Origin of the sequence: Bradyrhizobium sp. WSM1743 (genome assembly GCF_000473065.1) — a bacterium.
GTDB lineage: Bacteria > Pseudomonadota > Alphaproteobacteria > Rhizobiales > Xanthobacteraceae > Bradyrhizobium.
Genome location: NZ_AXAZ01000031.1, coordinates 1 through 12,673 on the forward strand (window position 1 = coordinate 1; position 12,673 = coordinate 12,673).

Below are 12,673 nucleotides of genomic sequence, written 5' to 3' on the forward strand. Positions count from 1 at the left end.
CAAGGGCAGCTACCGCTGGGCGCGCGCCCGCTATCTGGGCTTGGCGCGCAACCAGACGCATCTGCGCCTGATCTGCCTCGCCATGAATCTCAAACGATGGGCGGTGCTGTCTCCTGCGGGAGCTGCGGCATGACCGCCGCCGCCCGACGCCAGCGGTCGGCCGCGGAAAACGCACCCATTCCACGCCGCGCGCCGTCCGACGCCGCGCAAAAAAAGCCCGACATCGGGAACCACTCGCTCACATCCCATTAAGCAAAGCTCTCGCTTGCGGGAGAGGTCGGCGCGAAGCGCCGGGTGAGGGTTCTCTCCGCTAGGGGATTGTCCCATTGCGGAAGCACCCTCTCCCCAACCCTCTCCCGCAAGCGGGAGAGGGAGCCCAACTTCGACTTTGCGGCTATCGAGCCTCATCTCATCACGCTTTAGGACAACGCGATCAGCCGCCGATCTGCTTCTCGCCGTGCCGCTCCGACAGCGTGAAAATCTCGACGCCCGTCGCCGTCACGCCGACGGAGTGCTCGAACTGCGCCGAGAGCGAGCGGTCGCGGGTGACGGCGGTCCAGCCGTCGGAGAGGATCTTCACGTGCGGCTTGCCAAGATTGATCATCGGCTCGATGGTGAAGAACATGCCGGGCTTGAGCTGCACGCCCTCGCCGGGCCGGCCGATATGGATGATGTTCGGCTCGTCGTGGAACATGCGCCCGAGGCCATGGCCGCAGAAATCGCGCACCACGCTCATGCCCTGCGGCTCGACGAAGCTCTGGATGGCGTGGCCGATGTCGCCGGTGGTGGCGCCGGGCTTCACCGCGGCGATGCCGCGCATCATGGCCTCATAGGTCACCTCGATCAGCCGCTCGGCCTTGCGGGCGATCGGGCCGATCGCATACATCCGGCTGGAGTCGCCATACCAGCCGTCGACGATGAAGGTGACGTCGATATTGACGATGTCGCCTTCCTTCAGCGGACGGTCGCCCGGCATGCCGTGGCAGACCACGTGGTTGAGCGAGGTGCAGGTCGAGTAGCGGTAGCCGCGATACATCAGCGTCGCCGGATAGGCATTGTTGCTGAAGGCGAAGTCGCGGACGAATTCGTCGATCTTCGAGGTCGGCACGCCCGGTCCGACGATGTCGGTGAGCTCGTCGAGGCATTTCGCCACCAGCGCACCCGCCTTGCGCATGCCGGCAAAGGCGTTCGGCCCATGCAGCTTGATCTGTCCGGTCTTGCGCAGGGAGGTATCGGTGGCTTCGACGTAGCTCATGCGTGTCAAATCTTCTCGGGGCTGATCTCGATATCGGCGGAAAGGCTTGATTTCAGGCCCTAATTTAATGATTGGCGGCCTTCATGCAAGCCGAGGGTGCCAGCCTTGGGTGCGAAAGGGTCCTAATTCGGGACTTCTACGGTGGTTTCCACCGGCAGGGCGCCGCCGCGGATGCGGATTTCGCGGACGGGGTAGGGAACCCGGATGCCCTCGCGCTTGAACGCGTCCCACAGCTCCAGCATCACGTCGCTCTTGACCTTGTCCATGCCGTCGGGGTCGGCGATCCAGAAGGTCAGCGAGAACTTCATCCCGGCTTCCGCGAACTCGGTCAGGATGCAAGTTGGCGGCTTGCCCTTCTGCGCGCGCGAATGGGCGGCGGCGGTCTCGGCGGCGAGTGTGCAGACCAGGCGGGGATCAGCGTCGTAATTGGTGCCGAAGGCGATCTTCACCAGCGTGTTCTTGTCGGTATAGGTCCAGTTGACGACCTTCTGCGTCACCAGATCCTCGTTCGGCACCAGGAATTCGCGGCCGTCGCCGGCGGCGACGGAAATATAGCGCGTCTTCATCGCACTGATGCGACCGGTATTGTCGCCGATGGTGACGAGATCGCCGGGCTTCACCGATTTGTCGGCGAGCAGGATGATACCCGAGATGAAATTGGCGACGATCTTCTGCAGGCCGATACCGATGCCGACGCCGACCGCGCCGGAGAACACCGCGAGCGCCGAGAGGTCGATGCCGACGGCGCCGAGCGCGATGACGATTGCGACGGCAAGAAGCCCGATGCGGATGATCTTCACCAGCAGCACCTGCACCGACGGCGTGAGATCGGTGGTCGCGTTGATCCGGCTCTCGGCGAAATTGCTCGCGATGTTGGTGAGCCACAGCGCGATCAGCAGCAGCGCGCCGGCCTTGAGCGCCAAGAGCGGGGTCAGCCTGAGGCCGCCGAGCACGATCGCGAACGAATCCAGCAGGTCGACCGTCGCGTCGAGCTGGCCGACGATGGAGAGCGCGGCGACGAACCACGCCGTGATCGACACCAGCTTGACGATGAATGCGTTGCGCAGCACCGAGGTCACGAGCCGGATCACGAGCCAGGCGAAGCCCAGCTTGGCTGCGACCATCAGGAGATAGCTGCGGCTCGGCCAGGTCGCGTGGTACATCACCACGCGCGAGATGATCACGAGCAGCGTGAACACCGCCGTCGAGGCACTGGAGACCATCACCCGGACGAAGTGCCGGAGCGGCAGCGGCCAGCGCATCGCCAGTGACGTCATGTCGACGCGGCTGCGAATGGCGGCCTCCGCGGCGTAGGCGATGCCGGCCGCGGCCAGGATGAGACCGAATTGCAGGTAGAACCAGGGTGAGGAGATTTCCGCCCCGACGCTGCGCGCGGTCGTCTGCACGAACTCCATGAAATCTTTGAGGTCCATGTCCATCGGTCTCGTCGGCAAAGCGGGAGGAATTGATTCGAGGGAGCCGCAGAATCCCACAAAGGGCTCAGGCAGGCCATCGATACACCGGTAAGTGAAGCGCGTTAAGGCCGTAAAATACGGGCAGATTGCCGCGAGGAGCGAAAATGGGTTGGCGCGCGAGTCCGCCGACGATAAGGATGCATAAGCACATGTTTTTGAGATGGGAAATTCCGTCGAGGGCGGCGCGCTTCGCCTCTCCCCGCTTGCGGGGAGAGGCCGAAATTCGAGCGCAGCTTGAATTTCGGGTGAGGGGGACTCTCCGCGAGTCCAACTCCTGCCACCCTCGCGGAGACTCCCCCTCACCCCACCCTCTCCCCGCAAGCGGGGCGAGGGAGTGCCCGGCCGGTGGCTACCTGACCTGAATTCGTCCATTCCCCGAGTAACCCGCAGCACCGCATGGCTTCCCTCGACTCCGTCAGCCTCGCCATATTGCTCGGCGCCGTCCTCGTCATGGCCGGCATCCTGTCGAGCCTGCTCGCGCTGCGCTTCGGCGCGCCGCTGCTGCTCGTCTTTCTTGTCATCGGCATGCTCGCCGGCGATTCCGGCCCCGGGCAGCTGCAGTTCGACGACGTCCGCACCACCTATCTGGTCGGCTCCGTCGCGCTTGCCTTGATCCTGTTCGACGGCGGCTTGCGCACGCGCTTTGCCAGCATCCGCACCGTGCTCGCGCCCTCCGTGGTGCTCGCGACCGTCGGCGTGCTGCTGACCGCGCTGGTCACGGCACCGTTCGCGAAATATGCGCTCGACCTCAACTGGGCGGAGTCGCTGCTGGTCGGTGCCGTGGTGGCCTCGACCGATGCGGCCGCCGTGTTCCTGCTGGTGCACACCCAGGGGCTGCGCCTGCGCCCGCGCGTCGGCGCGACGCTGGAGGCGGAGTCCGGCACCAACGATCCCTTCGCGATCTTCCTCACACTGATGCTGGTGGAATACATCTCGGTCGGTTCGAGCTCGCCCGGCCATGTGCTGATGGAGTTCGTGCTGGAGGCGGCGCTGGGCGCCGTCGTCGGCGTGTTCGGCGGCCGCCTCGTCGTGATCGCGCTCAACCAGGTGGCGCTGCCGCAGGGCCTGCATGCACCGTTCGTGACCACGGGCGCGCTCGTGATCTTCGGCGGCTCGCAGATCATGCACGCCTCCGGCTTCCTCGCGGTCTATCTCGCCGGCATCATCATCGGCAACCGGCCGACCCGCGCGCATAATTCGGTGGTGACGTTCCTCGATGCCGCGACCTGGCTGGCGCAGATCGTGATGTTCGTGCTGCTTGGCCTTCTGGTCTCGCCGAGCCGGCTCGGCGCAAGCGTGCTGCCGGCGGTTGCCGTCGCGCTGATCCTGATGCTGGTGGCGCGGCCGCTCGCAGTGTTCGTGTGCCTTTCGCCGTTCCGCTTCAACTGGCGCGAAAAGATCTTCATCGCCTGGACCGGCTTACGCGGCGCGGTCGCGATCTTCCTGGCCTCGATCCCGATGCTGGTCGGGCTGTCCAAGGCCTATCTCTATTTCGACGTCGCCTTCGTCGTCGTCATCATCTCGCTCTTGCTGCAAGGCTGGACGCTTGCCCCTGCCGCGCGCAAGCTGCACGTCGCGCTGCCGCGCGCCGAGCGCGGCCCGCGCCGCGTCGAATTGGATCTGCCCGGCCAGCTCGAGCAGCAGCTGGTCGGCTATCCGGTGCGGCCCAAGAGCCTGTATTTCCGTCGCGGCCTGATCCCGTCCTGGTCCAAGCCGACGCTCGTCATCCGCAACGAGAACATCCTGACGCCGACGGAAGCCGACCCGATCGCGACGGGCGACTACATCTATCTGCTGGCGCCGCCGGAAAAGGCCGAGTCGCTCGACCGCTTCTTCGTCGACATGCAGCCGAGCACTGCGCCCGATCCGCATCTGCTCGGCGACTTCATGGTCTCCGGCGAGCACACGCTCGCCGAGCTCGCGGAGATCTACGGCGTGAAGGTGAGCGAGGACGAGAGCAAGCTCACGCTCGCCGACTATTTCGACGTCCATCTCGATCGCGCGCCGAAGGAAGGCGCTGAGCTCGCGCTGGACGAGATCGTGCTTGTCGCGCGCTCGATTTCCGGCGGCCGCGTCAACGTCGTCGGCCTCCGCTTGCCCGAGGAAGACGAGACGCCCGCGCCGCTGACGCGCGCGCAGGCGCTGCGCAAGAGGCTTGCGGAGTTGTGGACCTCGGTCGCGGGGGTTTAGCGCTCGCGCCGTCCGCGTTCAGTTTGGCGGTACGGAATCAACCACAAGCTCGTCATTGCGAGCGAAGCGAAGCAATCCAGAATCGTTCCGCGGAGGCAGCCTGGATTGCTTCGCTACGCTCGCAATGACGGTGTTTGTTGAAGCACCATCTCTCAACGGCAGCATCTCAGCCCGCGGCAGTGGAACCCGGGGGCCAGACAACCGCCACCAAATCGCCGCATCCGGCGAAGATTTGCGCGGCCTCGTGACCGCGAAACCCGGAACGGTCCGCGGCTCCGCTCGTTTTAAGCCGCGTAACGGCTTGGACTGACAGGAGTATGCCAAATGCGAAAGTTCATCCTTCCGATCGCGATCGCCCTTGCACTCGGCGGAGCGGCGCCGGCGATGGCCTATGACACCGGCGACCAGATCTCGATGCAGGTCGCGCTCGATGTCGCCAGTGATCTCGGCGTCGTGACGGTCTCGCACACGAACTTCCTCGGTGACGAATGGGAGGTCGATGGACGAGACAGTGCCGGCCGCTGGATGGAGGTCTATGTCGACGCGAGCACCGGCGAGGTGCGCAACGTCGAGCGTGGCTGGTAGCCGCGCCTAAGCGGACCTGTAAGCCCGGATGGAGCGCAGCGCAATCCGGGAAATGCTTACACGCTGCAAGAACCCGGATTACGCTGCGCTCCATCCGGGCTACGGTCGCCTCACGTCAGCACCTTCACCCCGCCGAAACTCGTCACGCGGCCCTGCTTCAGCATCACGATCTGCGTCGCGAGCTGGCGCAGCTCGGCGGCGTCGTGGCTGACATAGACCATGGGAACGTTGGCTTCGTCCCGCAGCCGCACCAGATAAGGCAGGATCTCGAGCTTGCGGCCCTCGTCGAGCGCGCCGAGCGGCTCGTCGAGCAGCAGCAGGCGCGGCTTCGACAATAGCGCGCGTCCGAGCGCGACGCGCTGGCGCTCGCCGCCGGAGAGCTTTCCGGGGCGGCGGCCCTGCAGGGCACCGATGTCGAGCAGGTCGATGATGCGCCTGTGCTGGACAGGATCGGACGGCAGGCGGTTCATCCGCCGTCCGTAATCGAGATTCTGTGCGACGTTGAGATGCGGGAACAGCCGCGCATCCTGGAATACATAGCCGATGCGGCGGCGCCAGGCCGGGACATGGATGCCGGCCGCGGTGTCGTCGACGGTTTCGCCGTCGATCACGATGGTGCCGCGGTCGGGCCGCAACAGCCCGGCGATCATGTTGACCAGTGAGGTCTTGCCGGCGCCCGACGCGCCGAACAGGCCGATGGCGCGGCCTTCGCTGCTGAAGGATGCATGCAGCGAGAATTCGCCAAGCTGCTTTTCGATGTCGACGCGCAGCATGGTCAGTTTCCGTGCAGCCGCGCGGTGGCGCGGCGGGCGAACCACTCGGCGGCAATCAGCGCGCCCAGCGCCAGCACGATCGAGACGATCACCAGCCGTCCCGCCGCGGCATCGCCGTCCGGCGTCTGGATCAGCGAATAGATCGCCGAGGAAATCGTCTGGGTCTCGCCGGGAATGTTGGAGACGAAAGTGATCGTCGCGCCGAACTCGCCGATCGCCTTGGCGAAGCCCAGCACCATGCCGGCGAGCACGCCGGGCAGCGCCAGCGGCAGCGTCACCGTGAAGAACACTTTCCATGGGGCTGCGCCAAGCGTCTCGGCGGCCTGCTCGAGCCGGCGGTCGATCGCCTCGATCGACAGCCGCATCGGGCGCACCAGCAGTGGAAACGCCATCACGCCGCAGGCCAGCGCCGCGCCGGTCCAGCGGAATGCGAAGACGATCCCGAGATGGTCGGCGAGAAAGCCGCCGACGAGGCCGCGCCGGCCGAAGGTCAGGAGCAGGAGATAGCCGGTGACGACAGGCGGCAGCACCAGCGGCAGATGCACGAGTGCATCGAGCAGCGACTTGCCCCAGAAATCACGCCGTGCGAGCAGCCACGCCAGTGCGATGCCGAATGGCGTCGCCACCAGCGTTGCGATGATGGCGACCCTGAGCGAGAGCAGGATCGCCGTCCATTCGGCGGGGGAAATCTCAGACATCAAGCCGCAGATATCACGTCGCAAGACTTAAGTTATGGGACTGATCAGGAACTTGAAGCCGTATTTTTCCAGAATGGTCTTGGCCGCCGTCGAGCGCAGGAAGGCGAGATAGTCATTCGTCTCCGGCTTGGCGGTGATGGTCGCAGCGACCGGATAGATGATCGCGGGATGCGAATCCGCCGGGAAGGTGCCGACGATCTTCACACCGGGCTCGACCTTGGCGTCGGTGAAATAGACGATGCCGAGTACGGCCTCGCCGCGGGCAACCAGCGTCAGCGCCGCCCGCACGCTCTCCGCCATGGCGAATTTCGGCTCGGCCGCCTGCCACGCGCCGAGCTTCTCCAGCGCAGTCTTGGCATATTTGCCTGCTGGCACGGACTTGACGTCGCCGGTTGCGATCCTGCCGTCTCCGGCGAGCTTGGCGAGATCGAAACCTTGCGCGATCGTCACGCTGTCGATCCTGGAATCCTTCGGCGCGATCAGCACGATGCTGTTGCCGAGCAGGTTGACTCTGGAAGACGCGTTGATGGTCTTCCTGGCAATCGCGTAGTCCATCCAGTCGGTGTCGGCCGAGACGAACACGTCGGCCGGCGCGCCCTGCTCGATCTGCCTGGCCAGCACCGAGCTTGCGGCATAGCTGACGCTGAACTTGACGCCGGTCCTGGCGGTGTAGGCGGCGTCGATCTCGTCCAGCGCGTTCTTCATCGAGGCGGCGGCGAACACGGTGATGGTCTTGTCCTCGGCCGAGGCGGGCGAGAGGGCGGTGCTGGCGAGGATGAGGAAGGCAGTGAAAAGTCCTGATATCCGAAACATGGGATGCGCTCCGTGCGAGCTTGCGCGCGCAAGGCAGCACGCGCAAATCTGGCGTCGAATGGGTCGGATGCGACGGGCGGAAGCGCTGTTCCACGGTCCCCTTGGAACGGCTTACGGCCGGCGGGGATATCGCAGTAGCGAAGATAACAGGCCGGAGCCTCAGGTCAAATCTGGTTCGTCATCTCGGACCAGCGCGCCATAAGCACAACTGTCGTCCCGGACAAGCTTAGCTCCGGACAACGCGCAGCGTTGCCCCGAGCGGAGCGCCGATCCGGGACGGCGGTGGGTGAGGTGATAGCGTGCCCCTCACGCTACGGCTTCGCATCCGCCGCGTGCAGCACCGCCTTGCAGGCCGGTGGCATCTGCGCCAGCGTCATCGGTGGCTTCGGCTTCGGCGGCTCCGGCGGCGGCTTGGGGTGCAGCACCGCGTCGGAGAACCAGTAGGCGAGATCGGCGGGCTTGCAGCCTTCGTCCTCGGCCTGTGACGGCTGGCTCTCGCATTCGCCGGCGCCCGCCGGGCAACGCATGCGGATGTGGAAGTGGTAGTCGTGGCCCCACCAGGGGCGGATCTTCGACAACCACGCTCGGTCGCCCGTGGCCTCGCGGCACAATGCCCTCTTGATCGCGGCGTTGACGAAGATGCGCTGCACGGCGGGCTCCCGCGCCGCATCGCGCAGCACCAGCACATGGCCTGGCGTGAACACCCTGGAGTCGACGTCGAGCCGGTCCGGGCGCACCATCATCACCGCCGACATGTCCTCGCGCTCCTCGCGCGAGAGCCGGCGGTCCGGCATCGGCGTCAGCCAGATGTCGGCATCGAGACCGATCTGGTGGCTGGCATGGCCTGACAGCGCCGGCCCGCCGCGCGGCTGGGCGATGTCGCCGACCAGGATGCCGGGCCATCCCGCGTCCTTGTGCGCCTTCACGGCGAGCCGCTTGATCAGCGCGATCATGTCGGGGTGACCGTAGCTGCGGTTGCGCGACAGCCGCATCACCTGCCAATGGTCGCCGTTGATCGGAATCTGCTCCGCGCCGCCGATGCAGCCCTTGGTGTAGGAGCCGATGACATCGGCCGGTCCCTTCGACGGCAGCAGCTTTCGCGCGAACAGCTCCTTGGCGGCGAGATCGGGATCGTTCGGATTGGCGAGTGGCGGCAAAGGCTTCGGGGTGATGCTGCCCTTGTCCTGGGCCAGCGCGCCGCTGGCGCCCAGGCAAGCGGAGAGCAGGAGGAGGGTGATGCCGCGGCGACTCATGCTGACGTTCTTATAGCCCAAGGCTGCATCAGGGTTAAGAACCAGGCCGGCTACCGGCTCACGGCGTACTCGCCAAATCGCGTCTCGAGCCTGCGGTTTCTTAACGGTGCAATAACCGTATCCTGCATTGACCAAAATTCGTGCGCGGCGTGAGGGAAATCTGCAGCTCGCATGCAATCGCGCGCGATTTCGGAACAGATTCAAGCGCGCGCGCAATTTTGCGCCAGATCGATCATTGATCGCGGCGCTGGACTCAGTCTGATGGCGCCTGCCGCCGCGGCCGCGCCGCGCAAACAGGCAGCAAGCTCGGCCGCGCGCGGACCGCGGCCGGGCAAGATTACTTTTTTTTCAGACACTTGCCCCAACACTTGCGGCCGCTGGGCGCGACTGGGACGAGTGAAGTTGAGTTTGGGGTCTCGAAGAACAAAAAAGCGAAAGCAAAGCGTGCTTGCCCGCGCCGGCCAGAAGGCGCGCAAGCCGCGCTTCGCGCGCGCGCCGCGTGCTCTTTCCGAACGCGACGAAGTCCTGCGCAGCCGTGCCGAGGCGGAAGCCGCCATCGCGGAAGCGCGCAAATCCCATGAGCGCCTGCGCCAGGCCATCGACATTCTGCCGCAAGGCATCGTGTTTCTCGATGCCGAAGGCCGCTACGTGCTCTGGAACAAGAAATACGCCGAGATCTACAGCAAGACCGCCGATCTGTTCGAGGAAGGCGCGCGCCTCGAAGACACGCTGCGCATCGGCGTTGCCCGCGGCGACTATCCCGAGGCCATCGGCAACGAGGACGCGTGGATCGCCGAGCGCCTGCAGAAGCTCTATCGGCCCGGCGCGCGCCACGAGCAGAAGCTGTCGGACGGCCGCGTCATCCTGATCGACGAGCGCTTGACCGATGACGGCGGCGTCGTCGGCTTGCGCGTCGACATCACCGAATTGAAGCAGCGCGAGGCCTCGTTCCGTCTGCTGTTCGACGGCAATCCCGTGCCCATGATCATCTGCGCGCTGGACGACGAGCGCATCATCGGCGTCAACGACGCCGCGGTCGCGCATTACGGCTATAGCCGGGCCGAGTTCGAGCGACTGAAGATCCGCGCCTTGCAGGCCTTCGACAGCGAGCCGCCCTGGACCGCCGACCGCTGCAGCGAGGAGCAGGCCGGCCGCACCTGGAAGCACGTCAAGGCCGACGGCGCGCTGATCGACCTTGCGATCTATTCCCGCGAATTGACCTATGCCGAGCGGCCCGCGGTGCTGCTCGCGCTGATGGACATCACCGAGCGTAAGCGTGCCGAGGCGCGGCTCGCGTTCATGGCCCAGCATGATGGGTTGACCGGCTTGCCCAATCGCAGCCTGCTGCGGCAGCAGATGGACGAGATGCTGTTGCACACGCGCCGCAGCGCCGAGAAGGTCGCGCTGCTGATCCTCGGGCTCGACAATTTCAAGGCGGTCAACGACACGCTGGGGCATGCGGTCGGCGACAAGCTCCTGCGCGGCGTCGCCAAGCGGCTGCGCTCCACCTTGCGTGAGGAGGATGCGCTGGCGCGCCTCAACTCCGACGAGTTCGCAGTTCTGCAAAGCGGGTTGGCCCGGCCGGAAGACGCGGTGGGTCTCGCAAAGCGCCTGCTGGAGGCCATTGCCGATCCCTATCTGCTCGACGGTCATTCCGTGGTGATCGGCGCCTCGATCGGCATCGCGATGGCACCGGGCGATGGCGAAGATTCCGAGAAGCTGCTCAAGAGCGCCGACATGGCGCTGTCGCGCGCCAAGCTGGATGCGCGCGGCACCTTCGCCTTCTTCGAGGCTGCGCTCGATGCAAAGGCGCAGAGCCGCCGCAAGATCGAGGTCGAGCTGCGCGACGCGATCCAGAACGATGTGCTGCGTCCCTATTACCAGCCGCTGATCGACCTCCAGAGCGGCCGCATCACCGGCTTCGAGGCGCTGGTGCGCTGGCCGCATGCCGAGCGCGGCATGGTCTCGCCGGCCGAGTTCATTCCGGTCGCCGAGGACACCGGCCTGATCAATCCGCTCGGCGGGCTCATGCTGCGCCGGGCCTGCCTCGATGCCGCAGCTTGGCCCGACGATGTCCGCGTCGCCGTCAACCTGTCGCCGCTGCAGTTCCGCAGCGGCAATCTGCTCTCGATGGTGACGGACGCGCTGAAGCATTCCGGCCTGCCGCCGCGCCGGCTCGAGCTCGAGATCACCGAGACGCTGCTGCTGGAGAAGAGCGCGCAGGTGCTGGCGACGCTGCACGCGCTGCGCGCGCTCGGGGTGCGCATTTCCATGGATGATTTCGGCACCGGCTATTCCAGCCTCAGCTATCTGCGCAGCTTTCCCTTCGACAAGATCAAGATCGATCAGTCCTTCGTGCGCGATCTCGGCGCCAACCGCGAGGCCCAGGCGATCATCCGCTCCATCGTCAGCCTCGGCAAGGGCCTCGGCGTCACCATCACCGCCGAAGGCGTCGAGACCGAGGCCGAGCTGAGCTGCCTCCGCGCCGAGGGCTGTCACGAGGGGCAGGGCTTTCTGTTCAGCAAGGCCCGGCCGAATGCGGAGATCATCAGCCTGCTTGCCGAGCAGCGCGGCATCGATGGCGACGAGGACGCTGCGCTGGTGGCGTGAGTGGCGCTCCCGCGGAGCTGCTTTTTTGGCGTTCGCAAGTATCTCCCAATGTAAGGGACGCGCGGCTCTCTCGGTCAAGCTCTCCCGCTTGCGGGGACGCGCCACCCGTAAATTTCCCAAGTGCAGACTGCCAGCCGCAGTCGTTAAGTGGTGCAGGTCGTGGGACCGCACCATGAAGACACCGAAGCCAAAGCAATGGGCCGAGCAGGAGGTTCGACGGCTGGTCACGCTGGCCCGGCGGGGCGCTGGAGCAGCGGAGATAGCCGCCGAACTGGGCCGCCACGCCGGATCAGTCAGGCGAATGGCGCGAACGAAGGGAATATTGTTGAAGAAGTAGCCGCCGGGTGGGGCGCTGCCTGATCGACGAGGCGCGTGGACGGGGCCCTACAGCCCGAAGCCTCGGCCGATGTCCCGCATCCGACTGAGCGCAGCCTCACTATTGCGACCATAGAAGAGCGCGCGATCGAGCTGAGACAAAATGCCCATTCCGAATAGCGCTATAGCGATGCCTCTAATCATGGTTGTGGACCGGGTTTGAACGATGCTGCGAAAGTTCAAAACGGCCCTAGCCTGCAGGATGGGGTAACAGCCGGGGCCGGCATTCCCATTCCAATGTGCCGCAATCGGCGGCGGGCGGCACTCTTCAGGTTAGGCACGCAGAAGCTAACAAACTATTTTGTTTCGCACTCACCCCGTGAGGGCCTCGGCCGGTTTTGTGATACCAGGCTCTTGATCAGGCGGTGAGCCAACCGAGCAACGTTCGAAATGATCGACCGGCGCATCATTGGCCAAATGCTCCCAATATTCAGCTTCGGCGAGCAGCTTCCAACCTCGATCCGGATGACGCGCGGCTGTCTGACGGCACAATAGTGCCATCGCGCGCAGGCGACCCGCAGTGTCCATCTACTCCTCCCATTATTCTTGTTGGTTATTCTTGTTAATTGCACCCTATTTTCTTTTTTTGCGTCGGAGTCATTATGATTATGGCGCAAAACTAATTTTCACTTTTTGAAGCGCGTTT

General features: G+C 65.1%; 10 protein-coding genes. 3 read left to right on the forward strand and 7 right to left on the reverse strand.

Going from position 1 to position 12,673, the window contains the following annotated elements; all coding sequences use genetic code 11:
* Positions 1-433: 433 nt before the first annotated feature.
* Together map and YU9_RS0119055 are read right to left on the reverse strand one after the other, a co-directional pair.
* Entirely contained in the window at positions 434-1,255 is an 822-nt protein-coding gene (gene map, locus YU9_RS0119050) for a type I methionyl aminopeptidase (RefSeq protein ID WP_027574255.1), read from the reverse strand.
* Positions 1,256-1,377: 122 nt separating this feature from the next.
* Complete coding sequence (locus YU9_RS0119055) at positions 1,378-2,694, reverse strand: mechanosensitive ion channel family protein (protein ID WP_027574256.1); 1,317 nt, start codon at positions 2,692-2,694, stop codon at positions 1,378-1,380.
* 432 nt (positions 2,695-3,126) lie between these two features.
* Here YU9_RS0119055 and YU9_RS0119060 point away from each other — a divergent pair, with 432 nt between their 5' ends.
* Entirely contained in the window at positions 3,127-4,920 is a 1,794-nt protein-coding gene (locus YU9_RS0119060; RefSeq protein WP_027574257.1) for a potassium/proton antiporter, read from the forward strand.
* A gap of 324 nt (positions 4,921-5,244) precedes the next feature.
* A complete protein-coding gene (locus YU9_RS0119065) occupies positions 5,245-5,505 on the forward strand; it encodes a PepSY domain-containing protein (RefSeq protein ID WP_027574258.1) in 261 nt (86 codons plus the stop codon).
* 110 nt (positions 5,506-5,615) lie between these two features.
* Here YU9_RS0119065 and modC read toward each other — a convergent pair whose 3' ends face one another.
* From modC to mepA, 4 genes are all read right to left on the reverse strand, one after another.
* A complete protein-coding gene (gene modC / locus YU9_RS0119070; RefSeq protein ID WP_027574259.1) occupies positions 5,616-6,278 on the reverse strand; it encodes a molybdenum ABC transporter ATP-binding protein in 663 nt (220 codons plus the stop codon).
* Between the two features lie 2 nt (positions 6,279-6,280).
* A complete protein-coding gene (gene modB / locus YU9_RS0119075) occupies positions 6,281-6,976 on the reverse strand; it encodes a molybdate ABC transporter permease subunit (protein WP_027574260.1) in 696 nt (231 codons plus the stop codon).
* Between the two features lie 27 nt (positions 6,977-7,003).
* Positions 7,004-7,789 carry a molybdate ABC transporter substrate-binding protein gene (gene modA / locus YU9_RS0119080; RefSeq protein WP_027574261.1) on the reverse strand — a complete coding sequence of 262 codons (786 nt, stop codon included), beginning with the start codon at positions 7,787-7,789 and terminating at the stop codon, positions 7,004-7,006.
* 311 nt (positions 7,790-8,100) lie between these two features.
* On the reverse strand, positions 8,101-9,042 hold the full coding sequence (mepA, locus tag YU9_RS0119085) for a penicillin-insensitive murein endopeptidase (RefSeq protein ID WP_027574262.1): 942 nt from the start codon (positions 9,040-9,042) through the stop codon (positions 8,101-8,103).
* 444 nt (positions 9,043-9,486) lie between these two features.
* Between mepA and YU9_RS0119090 the strand changes: the two genes are divergently transcribed.
* Entirely contained in the window at positions 9,487-11,652 is a 2,166-nt protein-coding gene (locus YU9_RS0119090; RefSeq protein WP_027574263.1) for a bifunctional diguanylate cyclase/phosphodiesterase, read from the forward strand.
* 687 nt (positions 11,653-12,339) lie between these two features.
* Here the strand turns inward: YU9_RS0119090 and YU9_RS45865 are convergent.
* Positions 12,340-12,555: a hypothetical protein gene (locus YU9_RS45865; protein ID WP_084298996.1), complete on the reverse strand. Its 216-nt coding sequence runs from the start codon at positions 12,553-12,555 to the stop codon at positions 12,340-12,342.
* Between the last annotated feature and the right edge of the window lie 118 nt (positions 12,556-12,673).